Here is a 23,551-nt window from a genome sequence, read left to right on the forward strand (position 1 = left end):
TAATGTTCATTGCTTTCTTTTCGCGCGTCGTTCTTCGTCTTCATCCGACTCAGAACGTTCGTGTTTTTTGGTCTGATTTGCAAGAGGCTCTTTAACACCGCTTTTATGCTGGAAAAACTCCATCCAACCGGTATAAACTCCTGGATTCTGTGGCGCGGATATTTTCATCCGTACACTGGGTCCCCACATCGATGATATATAGCGCTCATCAGAGAGCATTGATAATTCATCAATTGTAAAAGGAGTATTACCGCCGACCTCTCCATAACTTTCAGCCATTATGGAGAAATACTCCATACAACGCTCATAAATTCTTTCATCCGAAATATCAATCTCAGAATAATCAGGCAATTTATCTGCCTTGGCCATTTTTTCTTTGGAACGTAAAACCATTTCATAAGCAGCTTTGTAATGACTGTCCAGCATATACGTTTGAAGATTTGGCAATCCAAGCTCTTTACCAAAACATAATAATAGAGAATTAAAAACAAAAGGAGAGCGACAACTAAAACTAAATTGCTTTGAATCCAAAGGGGCATTAGAAGAACGTTCAGAATCCTCTACAGAATCTAATCCCATTTCCCAAAGACTTAGACCATTTTTTGATTTTACCGAAACTAAAATATGTAACAAGTGAACAAAATCAAGTTTCTTTTCTGACTTAATATTTAAATCAATATCACCCTTTTCTACCGCCTTGGCAAACGCCTCAAGCAAGAGTCGATGAGTATAAGAACCATGTAAAAGAACACGATTAACTTGTTTATTTTCATTAAAAAGCTGGCCACTTGAAACGATGCGATCAGCTATCATGCTGCTGACATAGCCAATAAACTTAACTATAAATCCATGTTTATTTACATCACGTAAACCCTCACGTTCTAATAATATTGCATCCAGCATTCTTCCCTTTTTCAAAGGTTGGTAGTTAGGTGGAGGAGCACCTGGAATGAAGTTTCCTCTCCCCGCAATTAAATAAGTAGGAAGTGAATTTTGCTGTGAAGGCAAATTTGGACTTGCTTGCATTTGTTTTCCCAATACTTCATCCAAATCTTTGAGATGATGGGTAACTTTCAACGGATCATAAGCAAAACGTATGAGTTGATTAGCAATGTTAACTATTTCATCGGAAGTTAAATCTTTTAATAAAAATTCAGGGATATTTAAATCATCCGCTTTGACAGTTGGCGGCGGTGCCTTAGGTGCTTGAATCGTGATCTGCTCTTTATCCACCTTGAAATTTGGCTCTATCGCACATTTATCAAAAAAATCCACACTCTTATAAGTAGGATCTTGAGCTAATTTCTTTACCTGCCTGGTCACAGCAACGCCAGTGGAATCAGTCATCGGCAAATCATTCTCATCGCGACTAATCATTTATTACCCCAATAATTAATTGCTCGTTACACCATTAATTATAGGAGATGATTCAAATAAATGACTTAAAGTTGGACAAGCGAGCGCTAATAAAAACCGACGAGCTCTAAAGAGCATTTGGATTCTATCCGCTACAAATTATGCAGCTCAAACTTTGTTACTAAATCCTGGACTCTCATCTAAAGCTTTAACCGCAGAGAACCCCTGATTTCTCATAAAACCAGTACTACTGAGCTGATTGGTTTCTTTAGAACAAACCTCTCCTGGATGGTGCCCATGACTATATCTATTAGGTAGGGATTCTGGAGCGTTCATTTTTTGATCTATTTTTTTGTCACCCTTTGATTTTTTAGGTTTTTGGGGGCTCTCAAGTAAACCCTCAATGTTGTTAAGAACCTTATCCGAGCCATGAATCAGATCTTGTTGTTCTTTATAAACATTGTACTCCAACTTATGAATAGAGGCTCGTTGCTCTCCAAAAATCATATAGCCTTGTTTTCTGGTTTCATAATGATAAAGAGCAAGAGCCCCGGCCAGTATTAATCCCACACCTAAGGCAATACCAATACCAACGGGACCTGTAGAAACAATAAGAGCAGCCAAGCTGGTACCGAGAATTTCAGCGCCAACAGCCAAGCCCAGCCCCATAATACCCAAGGTACCGGAATACGTACATAAAAAGCTGCCCACCGAACTTAAGGCAACAAGTATTTTATCATTTCTCGTTACATAATCAGCCGCATTTTTTTCATGGCCTTGCACTAGTCTGGGTTTTTGAATGATCTTGGTTAATTCTATCTTCATCAAGGCCAGTTCTCGTTTTTCCTCAGAAGTTAACAACTGTTGCGATGCAAGTTGCGCGACTCTTTTTCTAATCCCCTGCAGAAAAGCCAGTTCCGCTTGTAGCTCTTCCAATTCGCGAATGGCATTTTTTTCAGATTGATTTTTTTTATAATTAGCATACATGATCATGCTAAAACCCAAAATGGAGATAATGGCAAATGCAATATTCAAACCCAATGCAACTGCCGCACTGGCTCCAGCCAATAGCCCGGTATAAGCAAACGATTCGGATAACTCTGCTATAGATGCAGAAGGACAAAACGTTTCCAGCAATGCAGCCCAAAAACTTTTACTTTGCAAACTTCCTATGTGTTTTTGCCGCAGGCTCAAAGCCTCATCAATATGTTTTCTTGCATATCCAGGTGCAGGTTCAAGCAGTAAAAGTTTTTTATAAATCAGGTCATCTTTTAAATTGGCCGCAATAATAAGCGGTATTTGGCCTTTATTATTTGGTACAGTAAGAAGGGTTAGGGCCATGCTCTGAGAGTTTTTAAGTGTGTCTAACTTTATGCTACGATCTTTATCAGTCCATTTTGCTTTATTTTTTCTGTCTTTTGCTTCTGGTGAAATTCCCAGCATTTCATTGACTATATTAAAATAGCCCTCTTGCACTGCAAGGTGTAATGCACTGTTACCTTCCTTATTTTGCAGAGTAATATCTGCACCGAGAGCAAGTAAGTGCTTTACAAAATATAAAGAACCTTTCTTCACCGCTAGATGAAGTAGCGTATTACCTTGCTCGTCAGCTTCGTTGAGGTTTTCCTTGCTACATAATCGAATTTTTTGCTTAAAAACTTCCTTGTTGTTGTTCAAAAGAGCTTTTCTCACTGACTCAATCATGTTGATTTTCCAGATTAAAAAAATGAATGAGTCATTATAGCAAGAAAAAGTTAAGTAAAGATTAGAGCCATCTGTGATGACCTTAAATAAGTGCCCAATAAGGAATAATTTACCCATTAGGTATACATGGATAGGCTTGAGAGATAAAATTTCCTGCTTTTGTGATATAAATGCGCTTACAAGAAAAATACCAAAAATTCTGAAATGCCCTTGCGAGGTATCACGCAGATTAGACAAAGGAATAAATATGAATTTAGTTGAAGTAGATTCATTAACGGTACAGGTGATCGTAGACAATATAACGGATAGCCTTTCAAGTGTACCCGCTAATGTAACTCATGAAATGGATTATCTTGAAGAGCACGGGATGGAAGAGTTGGCCGGTGAGTGTCTTTGTTGTGGGGCTCATGGGTTATCACTTTTACTCACTGCCACATTAGGGGGCATGTCGCACTCAGTTCTGTTTGATGCAGGCCCAGAAGGTGAAGTTTTTCGAAGAAATATTAATAGACTATATATTGATCCAACCGTTATTGAAGAAATAGTTTTATCTCATGGACATTGGGATCATGCGGGCGGTTTTTTAACGGCTTTAGAATTAATAAAATCTAAAAACGCGCAACAAAAAGTAATTTTTCACCTAAATTCAGAGATGTTTTACCAAAGAGCTTTAAAATTTGATGGAGCAATTCATCCTTTTAAGAAAATACCTTCTGTTGAAGAGCTAAAAAATCAAGGAGCTGAGCTTGTCATTTCAAATGAGGCACGATTATTATTAGATAACATGTTTTATCTGAGTGGAGAAATTCCACGAATTACTTCTTATGAAAAAGGCTTCCCAGAACATGTGAAACAGTTATCCAATCAAGAGTGGGTTCCTGATCCTTTAATTATGGATGAACGATTTCTGCTAGTGAATGTTCGTAATAAAGGTTTAATTGTTTTTTCTGCCTGTTCTCATGCTGGGATTATTAATGTCCTAAAGCAAACCCAAAACCTATTTCCTAAAATACCATTATATGCCGTAATGGGGGGCTTTCACTTATCAGGCCATTCTGTAGAAAAGATTATTCCTAACACAGTAGAAGATATGAAACAATTTGATCTTAAAATGATAATTCCTGCGCATTGTACTGGGTGGCGAGCAGTGAGTGCTTTAGGCAATGCCTTTGGTGATCAGGTTGTTGTACCCTCTGCTGTTGGACGCTTGTACCAGTTTTCATCGGTTTAAAGGATAAAAAAGTAAGGGCAAGGAAACTTCATGATTATTCAAACACTTGCACTAATCGTAGCAGCAATATTCAGCGGTGCTGCTACTTACATCAATCTAGTAGAACAACCTGCACGACTCGATCTTGAAAATCGCGCCCTACTTATGGAATGGAAACCGGCTTACAAAAAAGGGTTTATAATGCAGTCCTCCCTTGCATTAATTGCCGGGATACTAGGGACAATAGCCTTTTTAAATACGCATAACTATTATTGGCTTATCGGTGCAATTCTTATATTAAGCAATTGGCCTTATACATTGATCGTCATACTTCCAACAAATAATATTTTACTCGCTACAGATGTAAACTTGGCGGATGAATCAACGCGTAATTTAATTATTAAATGGGGAAAACTGCATGCAGTTCGAAGCCTTTTAGGTCTAATGGCTACGTTCATTTTTTTATTAGCCCTCACTTAATAGACACGCAAAAATTGCTCAATGGTCAAGACACCCTAGGACGTGTTGCCCATTCATCCCAACGCCTACGTGCCGCGACTTGTTCGGGGCATCCGGGAAATTGTCAACACTCCCTAAAATACTCTAAAGAAATTTTTTCTAAAATTTCCTCAATAGGTAAGCCCATAACATTGTAATAGGACCCTTTTATTTCCTTAATAAAAGTATCACGTACTGTCTGAATACCATAGCCTCCCGCTTTATCAAAAGGGTCTCCTGAATCAATATAATTTTGAATTTGTTGCTCTGTTAATTTGTGAAACGTAATGTGCGTTGTCACATAGTCAATGCACCATTTTTGTTCTGGTAAAAAAATAAGAGCATAACCAGTATATACTTCATGGGAATTACCACTAAGCATACGTAACATTCTATAGGCGTCTTCGGGATCTCGAGGTTTTTCTAAAATATGATTCTTATAAGCTACTGTGGTGTCTGCTGCCAAAATGAGATTTGCACTATCTACTGCTGTTTGTAACAAAATAGTTCGAGCTTTTTCTTCGGCTAACCGAGTCACATAAGCTTTAGCGCCTTCATCTTTTTGCAAAATTTCTTCAATAGCGGCAGGCATGACGACCGCATTCAATCCATGCTCTTGCAATATGTGTAACCGTCTGGGAGATGCGCTCGCTAGAATGACTTTTAATGGATGGTTCAATTTCATAAATTTAATCGCTATAAATTCAACAGCTTTTTAAAAACTCGCACGATAGAAAATCATCGGAAATGACTTTAATTTGCGCCATAATACCAATTATTTAAGTATTTGTTTTATATATCCCCAAAACCAGTAAAAGCCAGCCAATTATAAAGCATGTGCCGCCTATTGGAGTGACCATTCCAAGCGCTTTTACTTGCATAAAACTCATTAAATACAAGCTTCCGGAAAAAAACAAAATTCCTATAACAAACAACCATCCGGAAATTCGGATGAATCGGCTATTAAGATTCCAAAGAATAACTCCAATGAATAATAAAGCCAAACTATGAATAAATTGATAAAAAACACCGGTTTGAAAAATATGCATTTGATATTCACTAAATTGTGCCTTTAGACCATGAGCAGCAAAAGCACCTAAAATTGTGGCAAACATTGCTGACAAAGCCCCAATTGCAATAAAACGCTTGAACATTCTTTCAGAAGCAGAAGAAATCATTTTACTATCCTAGAACCCTCAAAATGAATTAAAAATGACTATTTTGAATATTATTTTGGACATCTTATGCCTCCTTTCCTAGAATTACAATGATATGGATCGTTTTAAGCCGCCTCGATAAGGACAATAATTATGTGTCGATTCGTAGCTTATATAGGAAAAGAGGATCTTTTATTTGCTGATCTATTAGTAAAGCCTAACAATTCGCTTATAAAACAAAGCCTCTTGGCACGTGAATCACGTACTCTGACTAATGGGGATGGATTTGGCTTGGGGTGGTATACGCATTTTGATAAGAAGCCCGCTTTATTTACCTCTCTTTTTCCCGCATGGAATGATCTTAATTTTTCCTATTTGGCAAATAAAACCATGGCGCCACTTTTTTTTGCTCATATCCGTGCGGCAAGTACGGGCGGAATTTCCCATTTTAATTGCCATCCATTTATATATAAAAACTGGCTATTTATGCATAATGGATTTATTCCTTACTTCAAAAAAATTAAACGCCAAATCCATGATTTACTGGATGATGACGTTTATAATTGGGTTAAAGGAAGCACCGACTCAGAATTAATTTTCGCCTTATTTTTACAATTTGCAAAAAATTCAAAAATAACAAACTCTTATGATATTTATATAATTTTACAAAAAACATTAAATATAATTAATGAATTAGTTAAAAAGCATCATAAAAAAGCGGTGTGCTATTTTAATATTTGCGTTACAGATGGGAAACGGATTGTCGCTTTTCGTTATTGTACTTCTTCTCGAACTAAACCTGAAACCATGTATTTCTCTTTAGGAGAGCGTGTTATACAAAGCTCAGCTAAAGAAAGCCATTACAAGCATGTAATTATTGCTTCAGAAAAATTATCAATTAATGGAGCTAAATCCACCGATGAATTTAAATGGCAAATTATTCCAGCGAACCATTGCTTCATGATTGAGTCGAATTTAAGTGTTTCATTACAAAAACTTTAGTCTAACTAAGGACGAAGCAATGCATATAAAAAAAATGGAAAATTATATAGTTGATTGTGAATTATTTGAAAAAAAGTTAATTGCTGAAACACTACTTTTAGAAGAATGGTTCGCGAAAGACTATTTTAAATATGAAGCCATGAAGGCAGGCGCTGAAATTGAATTTCTTGTTTTAAATAAAGAGTATCAGTTAACACCCGATAATCTTTTTTTTACTAAAAAACTAAACAATCAAGAATTGGTAAGAGAGGCAGGAACCACTCAATTAGAAATTAATACCCCAGTTCTTTTTTTGAAAGATAATTTTTTATCTTCTTTACATCAAAGTATTTTAACTACATGGAATAAATGTTGTGAAACAGCTTTTAATTCCCAACATCATTTAGTACTCATGGGTTCAATACCCTACGCAGATTCAGCTTTTTTTAGTCATTTATATATTACACCTGAAAATATTTTTGTTTTAATGGATGAGTTTGTAGCTAAATATCGGAACGGTGAATCTTTGTCCGTACATATCAAGGGAAAAAAGGAAAATCTTAGTTTATATCCTGAGTCTTTAGCTATAGAGGGTTTAATATGTTCGTTACAACTGCATTTAGAAGTCCCTAAACATCAATTAACTCATTATTTTAATATTATTCAAATATTGTCCGCTCCCTTATTAGCTCTTAGTAGTAACTCACCTTACTTTTGTGGAAAACGTTTATGGAGCGAAACCAGAATTAGTATTTTTGAACAACTTTATACATTTCCATTTCCATTGCAAAAAACCGTTTTTTTTGAACCCAATTATTTACAAGAAACCCTTTTTCCCATTTTTAAAAATAATTTCAAAAACTTTCCTTATCTGTTGCCTCTTGTTGCGTATAAGGAACCTATTCATCATATGTTTCATGTGAGATGTCAAAATAGTTGCCTCTTCCGCTGGAACAGACCCATTTTAGATTTTAACCCACAGCATGAACCCTATCTAAGAATAGAGCACCGAGTATTATCTTCTGGCCCAACTATAGTAGATATGGTAGCCAATGCCGCCTTTTTTTATGGTATAACTTATTATTATGTGAATAACCCGCCCTCTCTTACCTCTTTAATTCCTCAAGAGTCCATCTTAAAAAATTTTTATGAATCAGCTCGTTATGGACTAGAGGCGAGATTAAACTGGAGTCATGGAAAAATTAAGGCCAGTACTCTTTTAAAAAACTTATTACCCCTAGCTTTTAAAGGACTTGAAGAGATGGGAATTGCCCCCCTGGAGGCGCGTTTTTATTTAGATATAATTAAAACCAGGCTTGATAGAAATCAAAATGGAAGTATATGGCAAGAAAAATTTCTGAGGAAACACCATAATGATTTTAATAGCCTCCTTGAGCAGTATGTTAAAAATCAGTATTCAGAAACCCCGGTTGCTGAATGGAGCTTAACCTAATACGGCTAAAGAGAACTGGGGCAATGTGTGCATACGGGCAACAATCAGAACATTGGTTGCTTATTTACTTTCATAATCAATAACTACAACGGATTCAAAACCATTTTCTAACATAGGAACCAATACCTCGGTAGCAATTCGTTTATGTTCTGCATGCTCTAAATAAAGATCTCGTCCATTTGAATCATCGAATTTCATGACAAATACATGAGTAAATCCTTTATTTAATTGCTCAGGACTACAGTTTTTTCCAAATGAAAAGTCTTTAATTGAGGGAATTATTCCCTGTAAGCTTCCTAACTGATTTAAAGCAGAAATAATATCCGACTCTGCTAAATTTGCTTTAAATTTTAATACAACCACATGATTAATCATTAGATTCTCCCTTTATCAATCATCTACACCTAGATTTTGTAAATAGTACCTGAATAACAGCCCAATTACAGCCTTTATTCTCTCATGTTGCTTTAGCAAAAGACTTGGCGCGAAACACTATTTTCCGCACACAACTACATATAACTACAAAACGTAGCAATTATAAGCGAAACACTATAAAATACGTTTTTTTAGGAGAACTATATGGGTATTGTAAAAATTTCCAATGAACTACATGAAGCGACCAAGCTTATGGCTAGAGCGATGAGTCGCTCGATAAACTCCCAAGCTGAATACTGGATTAGGATCGGAAAACTGGCAGAAGAAAATCCTTCGATTACTTATTCTGAAATTCTAAAAATTTTAATAAATCAAGCATCATTAGGTGAAATCAACGATGTTAGTGAAGACGCATGAAGAAATAAAAAAAATGCGCGTTGCAGGAAATCTGGCCGCATCCGTACTGCAAATGATAGAACCTTATGTTATGGCGGGTGTAAGTACCAGTACCCTTGAACAAATATGCCGCAAATATATTGTTGAAGATTTGCAAGCCATACCTTCAACATTAAATCATCATGGATTTCCAGCAAGCATTTGCACCTCTATTAACCATGTGGTTTGTCACGGAATTCCCTCGAATAAAATAATTAAGAATGGTGACATCCTTAATATTGACGTTACAGTGCAAAAAGACGGTTATATCGGTGACACCAGTAAAATGTTTCTCATTGGCGATGTAAAACCTTTTGCTAAAAAATTAGTAGACGTGACACAACAGTGTCTTTATAAAGCGATTGCCCTAGTGCGTCCAGGTATTCGACTCGGAGATATTGGAAATATAATCCAGGAACATGCTGAAAAAAATCGATTTTCTGTAGTTCGTGAGTTTGGAGGACATGGCATTGGTAGAACAATGTGGGAAGAACCTAGCGTCATGCATTTTGGTAAACCCAATACAGGCTTGCAATTACAAGCAGGAATGACGTTTACTATTGAACCTATGCTCAATTTGGGTAGTAGAGCGATCAAAATATTAGGAGACGGATGGACGGTAGTCACCAAAGATCATAAATTATCCGCCCAATGGGAACATACAATCTTAGTCACTGAGAATGGTTATGAAATTCTTACCTTAAGAGCAGATGAGCATTTCTCTCAATAAAATTACCTCTCATTTCTGCAAAAATTTCCGATCTGCCTTATTAATACTTCTTAGCAAGGCAGTTTCACCCGATTAGTTTCAAGCATTTTAAAATTTTTGATAAGATACTTCATCTTTACTCGCATTGATAAACTCTTAATGACTAAGACGACCTTAATAAAAAAACAATCATTTTTTGGGATGAAATTTGAAGATGTTTTCACCGAAGAAAATATATTTACAGATGATTTGAAGAAAAGTGCATTAACAACAAATCCTACTCCAATTCCTGAAATTGATTTGGTTTATGTGCTCGCAGCAAGAACAACCGCTTTAAGCCAGATAGCGGATATTGAGTTAATTCATCAAAATAAAAGAAAAGCCGATGAATTTGATCTTGTCGATGACATTAATCGGCTGAAGCTTGGTATTGAGGTTGCAATTCAGGTATGTGCTCTTCGGGCCGGCAAACAGCCGGAAGAATTAACTGAAAGCGATTATGTCATACCTATTTTTTATAACGGGCGAACAATTCATAACGAAGATTTAAAAAAAGCTCTGAGAGATCCCGCCCTACAGAAACAACTCGGTAAAGAACCACTTCCTTATTATCCCGCACGATTATTTATAATCTCAGCTATTTTTAACCCTAGGAAAACTAATATTGGTCAAAATACTGTGGCCCAAGCCCAATCGTTCCGTTATTACCTCGAACATCATCCACATCAACATATAGCAGTTGTTTCCAGTGCATTCCATTTGCCTCGGGTCGCAAGAACTTTTGGACAGGACTCCCCTCAAATGGATGAAACATTTCTGGATCCGGAAATGAGCCCTAGCCCTTCAAATTCTCTTTGTGATATTAAGTTGTACTTATATGGTGTACACAAAAATGAAGTTCGAAATGGGATTAAAATAGATCTGCGGGGGGAAAATGATGCCATGCAAAATTACTCTTCTGGTAGACAACCTTCCATTTCCAGATATCTTAGCAAAAATGTATTTTTTACAGATCAGGAGCTTTTTTCATATAAAAGCCTGGCTAAAGCCCTATTCTGGAGCAAACAAGCCAATAATAGTGATAACAAAATTAAAGAAGAAACCGAAGCGCACACAATAAGCATATAACTTTATAGCTAGAATATGTGCTCATGTTATAGAGACGAACTTCTGACAACGGTTCTTATCTGATTCCACAAAATCGAGCTACTCTTTTTTTGACCGACCCATTAATATGCTAAAATTAATAATACCTCCTTTTAATAAAGACCATTAGACTTACGTTTTAAATACAACATGGAGTGTTTCGCTTCTTAATTTGAATTTTTTGATCTCTAGAAAATTGAATTATGGAGAATAAAATGGAAAAAAAGCCGGTTTTTCGATTACAGAATGAATGTTTTTTATTGCTACTTGAAAGCTCTCTAAAATCCATTCCTTTCAATATTTTTTTATCTGCACTAATAGCAGGTTATTTATTATATCGACATGCCCCAATAATGCCTGTAGCCCTGTGGTTTCTGGCTATGGTATGTTTAAGTTCTTTTCGTTGGATTAATAGTAAGAAAAATATTATCCATCACGATTATATTGCAAAAAAAAGAGTGACTAAAAATCGGTTTTTATTGTTAACTTTTTTAACGGGTGCTTTGTGGGGTTCAAGCTATATTTTGTTTTATCCTTATTTCGACGATATGCATCAAATTGTTATTACCTTGGTTTTGGGGGGGATGGCATCAGGTGCTCTAGCCTCTCTTTCGGTATATCTCCCTGCCTATTATGCATATTTATTACCCATGTTTTTCCCTTTAATTGTTTATAATTATTGGTTAGGTGATATTGATCGCATTATTTTAGCGACTATGTTTACTCTCTTTGTCATTATGTTAATGATTACGGCCCAATTTCCTTCGAAATTATTGCAAGAAACCATACAACTAAATAAAGAGAAAGATGAAGCAATGCGAGAAGTCCAGCGTGTGTCAATTACAGACGCATTAACAGGACTTTATAACCGTCGTTACTTTGACGAACGCCTTAATGAAGAATTTAAAAGCGCGAAAAAAAACCGCCACTCTATTAATTTAGTATTAATCGATGTCGATGACTTTAAATTGGTTAATGACAATTATGGTCATCCTTCAGGTGACTTATTTTTGAAACAGTTAGCCAAAGCTATTAAAAATTCAGCAAAAACAGGTAATGACAGTGCTTTTCGTATTGGAGGAGACGAATTTGCAGCGATTTTAACGGATACATCGCTCGATGATGCCATTTTACTTTGTAACAATTTACAAAAGAAATTTAAAAAACAAGCCCAAATGAACGAGACAACAATTAGTATAGGGATAGTGAGTGTATCTCCTTTTTTTGCTCATAATGTGGATGAAGTTATCTCAGCAGCTGATAAAACCTTATATGAAGCCAAAAAGGCAGGCAAAAACCAAGTTCGTTCGCAACAATTTTGATTGATTAATCGTTAAAAATTCCCAAGCATAATTAGTCTGGTCAGTACTATTAAGGTCAACTTGTGAAAGAAATTTTAATAACTATAGAGGACTATGGAGTTTACAGTTTCACTTCCATTTAAAAAATTTAGATTTTTTAATGGACGCTCCATTAGCGATTTAAGCTTTCCCGTACATTTTACCTGCACCAAAGTCAATGGCGATACAAGGCTCATTACCTACTACCCATGCATCATGTCCAGGGGGGATAAGGGCAGCATCCCCAGGGCCCATCTCCTTTTGTGTCCCATCATCCATTGCCACAGTGATTCGTCCAGAGATAATGTAATTGATATGTGCTGCTTCACAGCTTTTAGTTCCAGCAGTAGGCTTAACACATTCAGACCATTTCCATCCTGGTTGAAAGGTAGCCCGCATTACTGTAACTCCTTCAAAATTCACAACTTCAATTTTTGTTTTAGGTAGCTCACGAAGTTCATCAGGGGAGCCTAAATTCTTTAACTCCATATGACTCATAACTAACTTCCTGTTTGTTACAATAGTTTAATTTTAGCACACTTATTAAGCACTAAATCTGTATACCCTGGCTTCCAAGCAGCCAGATAACACTCTTATCAAGGCAGTCTAGCTTGGTTGCTAGCAATTGGGAAAATAAATCGAAATTTAGATTCGCCCATATTGAATTAAAAACATGAACTGATCTATTATCATTTTACAACATGAATTATCTCTTTAATTTTTAAGGGAAAACCATGATTGTTAAAAGAATATTCTGAAATTAATATTCTCAAAATCTTGTGCCAGGGAGGCACATGAAAATTGGTTCAGCTGTTTATTTATAGGATTTAAATACATGAAACCAAAACCCTTAATCCAGCTTACAGAGCAAGAATTCTTAGCAAAAGGACGTCGTTGCTTGGTTTACCAACACCCTCATGATCTCAATTTACTTATAAAGGTCACCAACCCTGAGCTTTATCAACGAAATGGTTATAAGACTAAGCTAAGCCAGCTCATTCCTCTTATTTATCAATTTCGTTTTTCCAAATCTTATGTTAGAGAACTCTTGGAAAATATTTATTTTCGGTTTAATTTTAAACAAAACGTTCTTTTTCCTCCTTTCCTGCAAACAGTCATTGGATTTACTGATACCAATTTGGGTTTTGGTCTGATTGTTAAAGCAGAAAAAAACCATGACGGTACATGTGCTAAAAATTTAAGAACTATTTTGCGCGAAGGATTATTTACCGAGGCAATGGAAAAGAAGTTGGATGCATTTTGTGAATCATTAACTTCATGTGATATTTCTGTTCATGATTTGCAGCCGAGAAATCTCGTTTACGCTTATGATCCTCTCAAAGGAGAAGAACATTTTGTCTTAATTGATGGAATTGGAGAGAAAACCTTGCTCCCTATTCAAAGACTTTCCGCTTACTTAAGAAAGCGCTCTCGTTTAAGCCAAATAAAGGCGCTTAAAGAGAGGGTTTCCTCTCTTCATAATCAGACAAAAGTGGAGCAGGATTCAAAACAAAGCGTGTATGCTGCGTAGCCGGATTGCTTCCGGAAATTTAGCAATTTTTATTATTACCTGAAAGTAGATAACTCGCCCCTTTTACATGTGAATAGGCTACCCTCTAAGCTTTTTACCATCGTTTCATTTTTGAAAAAGGGGATGGCGAAGGATTAAAAATTTCGAGCACCTCATCCTCAGTTTCGGTTTTTTTAATCGAAATAGCGTCATTTTTAATGGCTTCATCTTGAATGAGGTTTTTGCGTTTATTAGAGGGTGCTGGCTTCATTGAAAATGGGGTTGGGGCAGAACTTTTAGCCTCCTTGTGCTCATCCTTTGTGGGTTTAGGTGTAGGCACTAAATTATTACTTAGCTGCTGAATAAATGCATCATATAGAGCTAATGTGGGTAAGCTAATGCTAAGGGAAAGTATATTGCCTTCTTCATCTTCACTCATGTTGATGCAATCATCAGATAAAAAATGTTGTTCTTGGAATGCCTTGAACTCATTTAAAATAGCCTTCATGAATTTTTTTAACTCTTCTCTTTGCTCCTCAGATAATGATTTAGGATCACATTGCAATTGAATAGACAGGGTCAACGATTCACGGTCGTTATTAATAACCAATAACCCTTCTGCAATTAACTCGGCAATTATTTCCGGGTCAAAAAGTTCTTCATCTGACTTAGACGTAGAGTCAAGCTCTTCCGTTGAGGTGACTCCCTCTATTAATTCTTCAGGCTCAACAACTAAGTGGAATGCCTTGATTAGCGATTTATCATCACCTTGGATGGCTTTTGCTTCTAATGTATTACTTGAACCACTTCCGTCACCGCCGCCTCCTCCGCCACCTCCATGTCCGAAACATCGAGGAGTTGGTGCAATTTCTTTAAAGCAAATCTTACAGCGTACTTTTGCTGATTCAGCAGCAGCCTCTTTTTTTTCTTCTTCTTTTCTAAATTGTAGTAACGTTAATGCGGTGGAAGAAGTTTTTGATTCCCCTGATCCGGGATTAGGTTGATGCTCGTCTTTTTCCATGAAGAATACCACTGCAAGTTGACAAATAATGTTACAATTATATATAAAAAGTTAACTTCCTACGTTCATCTCACGGGGTTTTTTACGATATCTTTACGAGAAGAAATGCAAAAAAAAAGAATAATTAATGTCTATCATGCCCCTCCAAAAAATGGAGTTGCTTAACCAGGTTGTTAACCTTGAGCATGTCATAGAGTAGATATTATTAAAATCTCTCATGTAAATTCATCATTGGGTAAATGTATTAATCAATGCCGTATAATCCAATAAATGAGAATTAGAACAAAAAAAATAAGCGAAATTATAGGGAGTAAGATAGTAAAAACACGTATTAAAGTAGCCTGCGTGCTATTTTTGGCTTGATTGCAGAACCCCAAAATGCCCTGAGCAATCAAATATAAAAACCAATACCATAAATAGCAGATATATAAACCCAGACGCTTTGTATTGAGAATCATATAAAGGTCATTGCTAAAAAGAAATAAAAACTAGCATAGCTATGATAATAGCTAGGTCCTCAAACCATCCAAAATGTTTCCCAAACAGTATCTGCGTGAAGGTAAGCCGCCCCGCCATCCTTGCTTGATGTATTCCAACATAGCTAAATCTCCCTATGTGGATATAAAATAAAAGCAATAAGTTCTCTTACATATGTTAGAAGTGTATAGCAAAATCTAAAAAATTGAAGAGATAAACTTTTTGCAAAGACAGGTATTGCAGCTTGAGGTTTCTTTTCAAGTATTATTCTACTGTGTAAAACATACATCTTATCAATAATAGTAAGCAGTTCATTGATGCAGTTCTCGAGGTTAAATTGCAGGTTAACACTTACCAATAAAACCATTGGTTTAAGCATTGTAGAAATCAATTTTTACTAGGCTGACATAAACGCTAGGTTTAATTAGTACTATCAACCAACCTAAAAATGATATATAATTACCCAAAGTGCTTCATTAGGAATCACGGTAATGTCAGTTAGTATTTTAAAAATCCTTCAACTACTCCAAGTTGAAAATTCTCAAAACACTGAAAATATCTCGCCGGAATCGGCTAGAACATATAGCTTTTCAGATAATTTTGATCAGAATAGCAGCGATACATATCATACATTTTTAAAAAATTTAGAAGATAGTTCTATAGAAATTAATGAGCAAGAGAAAAAAGCGATTAAAAAGGCAGGAATAGCCTTGATCAAATGCTCTGCTGCATTAGCATTAATTTGTTCGAGTACTTTTTCTCCATTAAGTCCAGCTGTTTTAGGTTTATTTCTCGTTGCACTGAGCAAAAAAAATGCATCCTCTGCCCCTGAGTTTTTGCAAAAATCCAGGGGGGAAAAACTTCCCGCTGTTATTCATCAAAATTCTCAAGGTCAGAACTCACCTCCTTTACAACAAAAAATTGAAGCTCTTGATACCAAAAAGCCAATTTTAGAGAAAACTAATCAAAAAAGTGTAAATAGCATGTTTAAGGAATCTGATTTAATTAAGGAAATACATAAGATGATAAACTCACTGGATGACACACATCTCACTGAGTCCGACAAGGTAATAATTAACGGGATTTTTAAAAGTTGTTCCTCGCTCCTTGCTGTTTCTTTAAGTATATTAACTATTAATTCTACTCCCATGCTAAGTATTCCCTTAATTCATTCCCTTGTCGATAGAGAATTAGACAACTTAAAAACTCATCCTGCACCTAATTTCTCCCAATTAGATTTAATAAACTTGGAAATGATGTCCTCAGGATATTATGGTTAGTATGGGAATACAGCCACATTATGGCGTTAAACTGGTTATATCGAATTTGAAAAAGTATAGTAAACCTGGTTTTCCTGCTGCCGCTATATTTGTTATTTTTATGAACTGACCATCAAATAGAATATATCTCTTTTATGATATATTTTAATTATTGATTACATAAGAATTGGTAATCTCTGTAGGTATGCATTTTTTAAGAAAAAGGTTTTCCTTCAAGGATATCTAATAAATTTTTTAACTCTTTCTCTTCATATTCAAGTTCTGGTTTAGTAGCGTTCCTTTTGTAAAAAAAAGTCGCAGGATAAACTTCTCCTTCTAATGTTTGATTACCTGTTTTTTCAGTAAATACTTTAGGCTGAAAAACGATTTCCGGGATTTTAGAGTTCCAGTGAATATTGTCGTAGTTGTTTATAATCATTTCAGGAACACCTTCTGCACAAAAACTATTTTGATCGTTTATATAAATGTGTAAACATATTTCTACATCATAAACCATATGATTGACCCCACTGTGGTTATACTCAACGTGTTCGCCCTGAACAACTTGGTGCAGCAATTTTAATTCTTCTAGCGTGCCCCATATAAATTCAGTCTTCAAATGTTCTATATATAAATTCAGATATTCATTTTGATTCATTTGTAAAAAATAATTTGTTGTTTCTTGAAGGAGTTTTTCTAAAGTGCTACATCTTAGCTGCTCAAGGTTACTCGGACTAAGTTTTATATTTTGTTGTTGTAATAGCAGGTATTTATCACGCCATTGCAACTCATGATCTTGTACTATTTGGGGCAAGATTTGCCTTACAAAATCTTGCATTGCATCCTTTAGAGCTGGAGTGTTAAAAATCTCTAACTCTCCTATTTCATCGAAATTGTTGATAATTAGTTTTGCAAACTCAGGATGGCTCTTTTCAGTTTCTTTTTTAATACAAAACTCCATAAAACATTTGAAATTCGAACAGAATATACTTGACTCAGGATTCTTGAGAAATTCGGCTTTAGTATATTCAGCAGCTAAATCTCTAGTTGCTCTTCCGAGAATGGGTTCAATGATTTCTACAATTTCCTGGTGAGTAAATTCTTGATGAAGATCTTTATTAAGTAAGGTTTTTAATTGATCTTTTTGTTCTTCAGTTAGATTCAATTTATCAAAGATATGAGTCGTGATATCCAAATTGTTTTTGTAACGCAAGAAATACATTAATGAAATGCTGTATGCATAATACATACAATTACCTTTCCCACTATTCTCTACAGTTAGCATATTTACCAAATAAACTTTAAATTAATGTGTAAATTATAGACTATATGAGACACATCCGTACAATATTTGTTATCGCATTTACCGTATCACTGTGTAATAGAGGCATCACAAAAAATTTTAATCATAAACCTCATTAGATTAAACATTGAACATGTCGCAAATAAGACATAAGGACTAATATCAATTTAATCCTATATGGTTAATATGTAACCTAATAGTTTTAATTTTAAATATCAGGAGAAAATAATGTTTACCAAAATACCCATTTCTTTAAGTAGAGTTTCTGTTCGCACTTATACAAATAAGATCCCAACGGCTGGTTCAACAACAATGACCAACCTTAAGTGGTTGGAACTTCAAGCTGAAGCTGCGCGTCTTTAGGGTATAGAGCAGAGTAAATGGCAACAAGATTATAATACTTATAGTAAGGTTAAACAGGAGATCGATTTACAAGCCCAGTGGATTAAGTCCTTCAGTTCAATTACGTTCCAGTGAGTTATTGATACTGCTTCCTATAAAAGCCAGTCTTCCAGTCTATTCGCTTTCTATCGCTTCTGAAGCCAGTGATGATGATTCTAATGAAGCCAATGGTTTTCGTAATTCCAAGGAAGCCAGGCTTGAGGCTCTTTAACAATTTGGTCTTTGTAAACCTGAAGTGCAATTAGGTATTCAAAGGGGTTAATACCGGATAAATCACAGGTATAAATAATACTCGTGAGTATGCCGCCTACCATAGCACTGTATTCAGATTTATAAAACAACAAGTATTATCGCCTCTGATGGGGATTTTCAACCCTCGTTCCATGTCGTTATTGTGGATGGAGGCACCGGGAGTTATAAAAAACGGGGGAGTTTTTCCCAATGCTTTAACATGTAGTTCATGGCCTTACCTAAGGATCATTAGGTTCGACTTGTTTAGATGACAGTGGCTATACCTCTGCAAAATATATAGAAGCATTTTAACATGAAATTGATGTTGAATGTCGTATTGACGACATGAGATAAAATTTAGCGTTAATTTAAATCCATTAAAATTCTATTATTCAACTTAATAGAGGAATAAAATCATGCTAGAGAAGAAAGAAACTTATACATCTCTTAAAGATAAGTATATGGATGCTTCTAAAAAATATTTAGAGTACCTGGCAGAAAGAATTTATAAAGATTTCTCAGAGAAATCAGATGGAGAATCAAAGTTTAGTACTGATCGTCCAGTCAAGAGTAGTAAGGGGGTAAAATATGATTTTCTGATCTTACTTGCTAAGCCGGAAAACAACAGTGTCACAACCACACAAAATATTCTTGATTCTTGTTTTTTGTCTTCCAGTCCATTTTATAAAAATGAACTCTTAATCAAGAAATTTTGCAGCTTTTTGCGAACCAATAAATCACCCACTCTGCAAAATACAGATGAGTTTCCTAAGGTCATTTTATTTGATGATAAACTTTTTTATCGGTCTAAAGCCGATATTCGAGAAATTAAGTGGAAAAAGCTTCCCAAATCTCAGAACCATCCCAGTTACAGTATAATAAAAAATGCTATTAAGGAACTTAAGGCATGGAAAACTACCCCAGAGATTACAAATGTCCAACATTTGCATCTTCTATGTGCTACGGATAGTACAATGCTAAGTTATAATCAAGTACGTTTTTATACTAATCGAGATAATATCGTAATTCCCCAGAATGATATTAGTTGGAATGAAACTGTTAAACCTGATCTAACTCAAAATAAAGAACTCGATCTTACTTTTCCAATAACTTATGATGTTTCTGATAATTGCAAAGTTTTAATAAAAAAATACATTTTATTTAAACATTATTGTATGGATAAGCTTGAAGAGGATAATATTCAGGGATTTAAAGAAAGTGTACATCAACATAGGGATAAACTTCTTACAAACACTGGTATAGCTGGTAGAAACTTGTTTCAAGCGCTATTCTATTGGGTAAAGCATATTTTTTTCTCGAATAATAGTAAAAAATTAATTGATTCTGTACTTAGTGAGGTCATATCTGAAAATGAATCACTTATTCCCAAGCAATAATTTACATCGAGTCATCAATGCATTAATGGGGTGAGTCCTTGAATAGTGAAGTGTGCCAATTTTTATTGGCACGTGGTTGCAATTGAAACTTCAGAGTCGGCCTCTTCAATTTTCTGGTATTCTAAAATCAGATTTTGAAAGTTTGCTGAAAACTGAAGGCGTTCACTGACAACACCTATTGGCATTCCGCTCCATATCTCCTTTAGAATTATTTAATAATCAAGCCTAAAATCTTACTAAATTTTAAAGCTGGCCATACAAGGGGTTAAGGAGCAAGGCGTTAAAAATTACGACTTACAATGTATAAATAAATCAGCGTAGTGTATCTCAAATTTATTCCCCAAACAAAAACCAAAGCAAAACTCAACAGTTGTACTAATTGTATTACCTGGAATTATTTTATGGTCTTTTAAATAACGCAAAAATTTATTTTTGTCACCCGCCTCACAACTCACAAATAGATTTAATTGTGTCTCCTCAGATAGTATTGCTTGAGTAATCTTGGAATACTTGATAGAGAGATACTGCCAGTATAAAAATTTATAAAGCGGGCTATGCATCTGCTCAAAACCCATCCAATAGGATATCGGGTCTTCGGGGCTAAAATTAAATAAAATAGTGATATCTTGCGAACTATTGGGATGAATTTCAGTAACTAATAAATTTCCCATTAAGGTGTTTCTATAGGAAAATGAGCCTATACGGCCAAGTAAAGCTATAGAGAGATTTATTACAAATAACAATAGCAATAAAATAACTCCTGTTTTTATCAGTTTCCATTTTCTCAGTGTAAATGTGTGTTCGCTTCTATTCTTTTTATATTTAAGGATGAAATAAGCAATCAACAAAAAGACCAGTGTGACTTCTATTATATTGCTAAGAATATCGCGTACTAAATCGATAATAATGACAAGTTCCATATACCATCCTGTATTAGTTCTTATAGTTTAATAATAAGACCGTCATGGGCCATCATAAACCGTTGGTTGGCAACTCCGATATAGAATTTGCCTCAAAGGACATTTGCCAACTGCCCCTTTAACCTCAAATAATTCAGGTGATTTAATACCCAATCATCGAATGAAGTTGTTTTCGATTTTAATATATTTTGATACATTCTGGTTTTTGGCAATGGTGCGCGCTGCAACTTTTCCCTTAAACCATGTCTATTCTAAAACTATGATTCCAGCTTTCCATCGAAGCGTTATCATAGCAATCTCCACGCTTACTGATACTGCAAACAAATCCAGAGCGGGCCTTTTGTAATTTTTAATTCTCAAGGAGTGGCCAACTTTTTGCACCCCAGGAATATAATAGCGGCTCTGACAGAGCAAGATCTTTGGCTACCTGATACACACCATCTTTAGCTATTTGTCCAAGTGGCTTGATCTTTAAATTTGGGACTATATTTTCCTAGAACTAGTGGTTGCTCCATTTCTTTATTGTTCAGCTCTGCTTTAGATTTCACTCTGTTAGCAAACGGTACGACAAATCAGGGCAAGATTAGAGTTCTAAAATTATTTGTCGTAAAGTCGACATAAGCCATCAGGATCTCTTAAGTTCAGTTAACTATCATGAATGTGTTTGCATCCATTTGAGTTTTGACAGGGCAACAATTTAATCTGCTAAATAATATGCGTCAAAAAGGAACTTTTACATGTTTAAGCAATCTATGCAGCAAATCTGTTTAGCCCATCAATTTAGACCTCAATGGGGATTTTAGATATCTTAACCATCTTAATTCTTATGCAAATATCACTTGAGCACAATTGAAAATTAGCAAAAGAGAATACTATGAGACCAATAGAAGAGAAAGTAATCGAAAACCTCGAAAAGTCAGATGACTTAGATTATGATGAACAACGTGACAACAAGGCTGTATTGCGAAAGCTAATCCATGAAGAGCCTTTCGGCATCTCAAGTTCTGATTTTAGAAATCATTCTGCTTTGAAAGATTATTTTGAAGAAAAAGCCTCCAATGATGAGCAAAACTATTTTATGTTATGGTCAAGTATAGAAGAATATATTTGCCAGAAAAGTGCCAGCGGTTCGATACAAGAAAACTTGAGCCGGATTGAAGAAGCACTAAAAAAATGTCTTGAAATAATTAACCCACAAGCAAAAACTCGAGGAACTTCATTGTTACCCCGCTATATTGCCAATGCACAGTTTATGAGGAGACTCTACTCATTAGGTGATGAGAATCTGAGCGATTTATTTTTAAAATATTTACCCACTCCAAGAGCAACAGTATTTGAAGGACAAGATATCCCAGAAATAATCTTAAAAAAGGAGCAAGACTCAACGAAAGCCATACTGAACCTATTAGGGTCGAATAACAATGAAATATCTTATGCTGAAAGTGCAATTGTTAAATTACAACGAAGAATTAGAACAGGAATAAGAGAAAAAGAAAATTTAAAACGCTTACCTGAACGATATAAAAATCTATGGCAAATCTCAAACAAATCAATACACTCAGAGGATGGTGAGTTGTTTGCTAAAAAAATATTGATAGATGCGAATAAACCATATCACCCCAGATGCGAAGAAAAGCTTTCCAAACGAATTATGGACGCGTCAAAAAAAATTGAACTCTTTTCTACGGTACGGCATTTAACAGCTGCATCTGCACTGGAATCTATATTTAATAATGGCCTTTATGGACGACGCAACATGCTAGAACTTTATATTCCTTTCAAGCCAGCAGCGTTATTACCCTGTGACATTGAAGAAGGTGACGCGAATGTTATTTGCCTAGGTGCCAATGAAATTGATCCGCTAGCAAAGCATGGTATTGAACTTCAATTTGATATTAGAAAAATGGCAGAAAATAATCCATGTGTTTTTTATAAGCAAAGGGATTTAGGCTTCGATCCAGATAGGCTAAGGACTGTTAAAATTGGTATTCTCGATCTACATTTTTCACATACAACAACCTATAAAGGACAACCATATGAATCTTCCTCACTGGTGTTATGTGACCCCAGTAGCAAAGAAAAATATGCTTTATCTCAGGTAACAAAGGCTCTTCTCATAGCCGATAATTTTAAAGATATGCATCAAATTTTAACACTTAATTTTTTTAGATTTATTGATCGATTAATGTGTTTGGATTTCTCTGAAAACTCCTATTATAAACAGGCAATATACACTGAGTTAGACAAAATGAGTGAAGAGGAGTTAGTAGAAACATTACAACAAATAGGCAAGAATATGTCTGATACAATGGAGTTCAATTTTTATGGTGCTTATATGATTGATTTTTTTGCACTATTGAGTATAAAAAAAGAACATCCGTCCTATACTTTAGATTTGTACTCTTTTGTTTACGAATTAAAAGTGGGTAATCTGGGAAAATTAAAAGAGGCTATGGCCGAGTTACCTGAAGTATTCGGTAGTTACCGGTTTATTGATTACCTACTAACTACCACCAATAATCAGACAGTGGTTGCTGAACTGATGCTACTGAGAAGCAAATGTAGCGTGCCTTATTGGATGGAAAATGTTTCCTCAAAAAATTTTAATTTTTCCTGCAGCTAGTTCGTCTCAATGAAGGTAATGTAACTATTTGTTAAAGGATTAAA

Annotated in this window: 23 protein-coding genes; 12 read left to right on the top strand and 11 right to left on the bottom strand. The window is 35.3% G+C overall.

What is annotated here, in order from left to right; genetic code table 11:
- Nucleotides 1–6 precede the first annotated feature (6 nt).
- Together ACWTEW_RS19165 and ACWTEW_RS19170 are read right to left on the bottom strand one after the other, a co-directional pair.
- A complete protein-coding gene (locus ACWTEW_RS19165; RefSeq protein WP_454783252.1) occupies nucleotides 7–1,377 on the bottom strand; it encodes a hypothetical protein in 1,371 nt (456 codons plus the stop codon).
- A 147-nt stretch (nucleotides 1,378–1,524) separates the two neighbouring features.
- Complete coding sequence (locus ACWTEW_RS19170) at nucleotides 1,525–3,060, bottom strand: ankyrin repeat domain-containing protein (protein ID WP_454783253.1); 1,536 nt, start codon at nucleotides 3,058–3,060, stop codon at nucleotides 1,525–1,527.
- A 247-nt stretch (nucleotides 3,061–3,307) separates the two neighbouring features.
- On the opposite strand from ACWTEW_RS19170, the gene ACWTEW_RS19175 reads away from it, so the two are divergent.
- Complete coding sequence (locus tag ACWTEW_RS19175; protein ID WP_454783254.1) at nucleotides 3,308–4,291, top strand: MBL fold metallo-hydrolase; 984 nt, start codon at nucleotides 3,308–3,310, stop codon at nucleotides 4,289–4,291.
- Between the two features lie 30 nt (nucleotides 4,292–4,321).
- Nucleotides 4,322–4,750 (top strand): anthrone oxygenase family protein, encoded by a 429-nt coding sequence (locus ACWTEW_RS19180; RefSeq protein ID WP_454783255.1) that lies wholly within the window; start codon nucleotides 4,322–4,324, stop codon nucleotides 4,748–4,750.
- A gap of 103 nt (nucleotides 4,751–4,853) precedes the next feature.
- Here ACWTEW_RS19180 and ACWTEW_RS19185 read toward each other — a convergent pair whose 3' ends face one another.
- Entirely contained in the window at nucleotides 4,854–5,453 is a 600-nt protein-coding gene (locus tag ACWTEW_RS19185; RefSeq protein WP_454783256.1) for a nucleoside triphosphate pyrophosphatase, read from the bottom strand.
- A 94-nt stretch (nucleotides 5,454–5,547) separates the two neighbouring features.
- Nucleotides 5,548–5,946 carry a DUF423 domain-containing protein gene (locus ACWTEW_RS19190; protein ID WP_454783257.1) on the bottom strand — a complete coding sequence of 133 codons (399 nt, stop codon included), beginning with the start codon at nucleotides 5,944–5,946 and terminating at the stop codon, nucleotides 5,548–5,550.
- Nucleotides 5,947–6,078: 132 nt separating this feature from the next.
- On the opposite strand from ACWTEW_RS19190, the gene ACWTEW_RS19195 reads away from it, so the two are divergent.
- Both ACWTEW_RS19195 and ACWTEW_RS19200 read left to right on the top strand, forming a co-directional pair.
- Complete coding sequence (locus ACWTEW_RS19195; protein ID WP_454783258.1) at nucleotides 6,079–6,927, top strand: class II glutamine amidotransferase; 849 nt, start codon at nucleotides 6,079–6,081, stop codon at nucleotides 6,925–6,927.
- A gap of 19 nt (nucleotides 6,928–6,946) precedes the next feature.
- Nucleotides 6,947–8,359: a glutamate-cysteine ligase family protein gene (locus ACWTEW_RS19200; RefSeq protein WP_454783259.1), complete on the top strand. Its 1,413-nt coding sequence runs from the start codon at nucleotides 6,947–6,949 to the stop codon at nucleotides 8,357–8,359.
- 60 nt (nucleotides 8,360–8,419) lie between these two features.
- Here the strand turns inward: ACWTEW_RS19200 and ACWTEW_RS19205 are convergent, their stop codons facing one another.
- Entirely contained in the window at nucleotides 8,420–8,734 is a 315-nt protein-coding gene (locus ACWTEW_RS19205) for a Dabb family protein (protein ID WP_454783260.1), read from the bottom strand.
- 204 nt (nucleotides 8,735–8,938) lie between these two features.
- Between ACWTEW_RS19205 and ACWTEW_RS19210 the strand changes: the two genes are divergently transcribed.
- The 4 genes from ACWTEW_RS19210 (at nucleotide 8,939) to ACWTEW_RS19225 (ending at nucleotide 12,346) form a co-directional block, all read left to right on the top strand.
- Nucleotides 8,939–9,151 (top strand): ParD-like family protein, encoded by a 213-nt coding sequence (locus ACWTEW_RS19210; protein ID WP_454783261.1) that lies wholly within the window; start codon nucleotides 8,939–8,941, stop codon nucleotides 9,149–9,151.
- On the top strand, nucleotides 9,132–9,899 hold the full coding sequence (map, locus tag ACWTEW_RS19215) for a type I methionyl aminopeptidase (protein WP_454783262.1): 768 nt from the start codon (nucleotides 9,132–9,134) through the stop codon (nucleotides 9,897–9,899). The genes ACWTEW_RS19210 and map overlap by 20 nt, the downstream gene beginning before the upstream one ends.
- Nucleotides 9,900–10,037: 138 nt before the next feature.
- Nucleotides 10,038–11,006, top strand: coding sequence for a hypothetical protein (locus ACWTEW_RS19220; RefSeq protein ID WP_454783263.1), 969 nt, complete (start codon nucleotides 10,038–10,040; stop codon nucleotides 11,004–11,006).
- A gap of 233 nt (nucleotides 11,007–11,239) precedes the next feature.
- Nucleotides 11,240–12,346, top strand: coding sequence for a GGDEF domain-containing protein (locus ACWTEW_RS19225; protein WP_454783264.1), 1,107 nt, complete (start codon nucleotides 11,240–11,242; stop codon nucleotides 12,344–12,346).
- 159 nt (nucleotides 12,347–12,505) lie between these two features.
- Here ACWTEW_RS19225 and ACWTEW_RS19230 read toward each other — a convergent pair whose 3' ends face one another.
- A complete protein-coding gene (locus tag ACWTEW_RS19230) occupies nucleotides 12,506–12,862 on the bottom strand; it encodes a cupin domain-containing protein (protein ID WP_454783265.1) in 357 nt (118 codons plus the stop codon).
- 337 nt (nucleotides 12,863–13,199) lie between these two features.
- On the opposite strand from ACWTEW_RS19230, the gene ACWTEW_RS19235 reads away from it, so the two are divergent.
- Nucleotides 13,200–13,895 (top strand): YrbL family protein, encoded by a 696-nt coding sequence (locus ACWTEW_RS19235; RefSeq protein WP_454783266.1) that lies wholly within the window; start codon nucleotides 13,200–13,202, stop codon nucleotides 13,893–13,895.
- Between the two features lie 94 nt (nucleotides 13,896–13,989).
- Here the strand turns inward: ACWTEW_RS19235 and ACWTEW_RS19240 are convergent, their stop codons facing one another.
- A complete protein-coding gene (locus tag ACWTEW_RS19240) occupies nucleotides 13,990–14,895 on the bottom strand; it encodes a hypothetical protein (RefSeq protein WP_454783267.1) in 906 nt (301 codons plus the stop codon).
- A gap of 968 nt (nucleotides 14,896–15,863) precedes the next feature.
- On the opposite strand from ACWTEW_RS19240, the gene ACWTEW_RS19245 reads away from it, so the two are divergent.
- Complete coding sequence (locus ACWTEW_RS19245; protein ID WP_454783268.1) at nucleotides 15,864–16,652, top strand: hypothetical protein; 789 nt, start codon at nucleotides 15,864–15,866, stop codon at nucleotides 16,650–16,652.
- A 193-nt stretch (nucleotides 16,653–16,845) separates the two neighbouring features.
- Here ACWTEW_RS19245 and ACWTEW_RS19250 read toward each other — a convergent pair whose 3' ends face one another.
- Nucleotides 16,846–17,880 (bottom strand): hypothetical protein, encoded by a 1,035-nt coding sequence (locus tag ACWTEW_RS19250; protein ID WP_454783269.1) that lies wholly within the window; start codon nucleotides 17,878–17,880, stop codon nucleotides 16,846–16,848.
- 611 nt (nucleotides 17,881–18,491) lie between these two features.
- A complete protein-coding gene (locus ACWTEW_RS19255; RefSeq protein ID WP_454783270.1) occupies nucleotides 18,492–18,680 on the bottom strand; it encodes a hypothetical protein in 189 nt (62 codons plus the stop codon).
- Between the two features lie 303 nt (nucleotides 18,681–18,983).
- Here ACWTEW_RS19255 and ACWTEW_RS19260 point away from each other — a divergent pair, with 303 nt between their 5' ends.
- A complete protein-coding gene (locus tag ACWTEW_RS19260) occupies nucleotides 18,984–19,964 on the top strand; it encodes a hypothetical protein (RefSeq protein WP_454783271.1) in 981 nt (326 codons plus the stop codon).
- 62 nt (nucleotides 19,965–20,026) lie between these two features.
- Here ACWTEW_RS19260 and ACWTEW_RS19265 read toward each other — a convergent pair whose 3' ends face one another.
- Together ACWTEW_RS19265 and ACWTEW_RS19270 are read right to left on the bottom strand one after the other, a co-directional pair.
- Nucleotides 20,027–20,149, bottom strand: a complete 123-nt coding sequence (locus ACWTEW_RS19265) for a hypothetical protein (protein ID WP_454783272.1) — start codon at nucleotides 20,147–20,149, stop codon at nucleotides 20,027–20,029.
- Between the two features lie 102 nt (nucleotides 20,150–20,251).
- Nucleotides 20,252–20,884 carry a hypothetical protein gene (locus ACWTEW_RS19270; RefSeq protein WP_454783273.1) on the bottom strand — a complete coding sequence of 211 codons (633 nt, stop codon included), beginning with the start codon at nucleotides 20,882–20,884 and terminating at the stop codon, nucleotides 20,252–20,254.
- 874 nt (nucleotides 20,885–21,758) lie between these two features.
- On the opposite strand from ACWTEW_RS19270, the gene ACWTEW_RS19275 reads away from it, so the two are divergent.
- Nucleotides 21,759–23,507, top strand: coding sequence for a hypothetical protein (locus ACWTEW_RS19275; protein WP_454783274.1), 1,749 nt, complete (start codon nucleotides 21,759–21,761; stop codon nucleotides 23,505–23,507).
- Nucleotides 23,508–23,551: the final 44 nt, after the last annotated feature.

It is taken from the genome of Legionella stuttgartensis (assembly GCF_977063405.2).

Coding starts and splice junctions, on each gene's coding strand:
- ACWTEW_RS19165 (WP_454783252.1), bottom strand. CDS start 1,377: ATGATTAGTCGCGATGAGAATGATTTGCCGATGACTGATTCCACTGGC.
- ACWTEW_RS19170 (WP_454783253.1), bottom strand. CDS start 3,060: ATGATTGAGTCAGTGAGAAAAGCTCTTTTGAACAACAACAAGGAAGTT.
- ACWTEW_RS19175 (WP_454783254.1), top strand. CDS start 3,308: ATGAATTTAGTTGAAGTAGATTCATTAACGGTACAGGTGATCGTAGAC.
- ACWTEW_RS19180 (WP_454783255.1), top strand. CDS start 4,322: ATGATTATTCAAACACTTGCACTAATCGTAGCAGCAATATTCAGCGGT.
- ACWTEW_RS19185 (WP_454783256.1), bottom strand. CDS start 5,453: ATGAAATTGAACCATCCATTAAAAGTCATTCTAGCGAGCGCATCTCCC.
- ACWTEW_RS19190 (WP_454783257.1), bottom strand. CDS start 5,946: ATGATTTCTTCTGCTTCTGAAAGAATGTTCAAGCGTTTTATTGCAATT.
- ACWTEW_RS19195 (WP_454783258.1), top strand. CDS start 6,079: ATGTGTCGATTCGTAGCTTATATAGGAAAAGAGGATCTTTTATTTGCT.
- ACWTEW_RS19200 (WP_454783259.1), top strand. CDS start 6,947: ATGCATATAAAAAAAATGGAAAATTATATAGTTGATTGTGAATTATTT.
- ACWTEW_RS19205 (WP_454783260.1), bottom strand. CDS start 8,734: ATGATTAATCATGTGGTTGTATTAAAATTTAAAGCAAATTTAGCAGAG.
- ACWTEW_RS19210 (WP_454783261.1), top strand. CDS start 8,939: ATGGGTATTGTAAAAATTTCCAATGAACTACATGAAGCGACCAAGCTT.
- map (WP_454783262.1), top strand. CDS start 9,132: ATGTTAGTGAAGACGCATGAAGAAATAAAAAAAATGCGCGTTGCAGGA.
- ACWTEW_RS19220 (WP_454783263.1), top strand. CDS start 10,038: ATGACTAAGACGACCTTAATAAAAAAACAATCATTTTTTGGGATGAAA.
- ACWTEW_RS19225 (WP_454783264.1), top strand. CDS start 11,240: ATGGAAAAAAAGCCGGTTTTTCGATTACAGAATGAATGTTTTTTATTG.
- ACWTEW_RS19230 (WP_454783265.1), bottom strand. CDS start 12,862: ATGAGTCATATGGAGTTAAAGAATTTAGGCTCCCCTGATGAACTTCGT.
- ACWTEW_RS19235 (WP_454783266.1), top strand. CDS start 13,200: ATGAAACCAAAACCCTTAATCCAGCTTACAGAGCAAGAATTCTTAGCA.
- ACWTEW_RS19240 (WP_454783267.1), bottom strand. CDS start 14,895: ATGGAAAAAGACGAGCATCAACCTAATCCCGGATCAGGGGAATCAAAA.
- ACWTEW_RS19245 (WP_454783268.1), top strand. CDS start 15,864: ATGTCAGTTAGTATTTTAAAAATCCTTCAACTACTCCAAGTTGAAAAT.
- ACWTEW_RS19250 (WP_454783269.1), bottom strand. CDS start 17,880: ATGTATTATGCATACAGCATTTCATTAATGTATTTCTTGCGTTACAAA.
- ACWTEW_RS19260 (WP_454783271.1), top strand. CDS start 18,984: ATGCTAGAGAAGAAAGAAACTTATACATCTCTTAAAGATAAGTATATG.
- ACWTEW_RS19265 (WP_454783272.1), bottom strand. CDS start 20,149: ATGCCAATAGGTGTTGTCAGTGAACGCCTTCAGTTTTCAGCAAACTTT.
- ACWTEW_RS19270 (WP_454783273.1), bottom strand. CDS start 20,884: ATGGAACTTGTCATTATTATCGATTTAGTACGCGATATTCTTAGCAAT.
- ACWTEW_RS19275 (WP_454783274.1), top strand. CDS start 21,759: ATGAGACCAATAGAAGAGAAAGTAATCGAAAACCTCGAAAAGTCAGAT.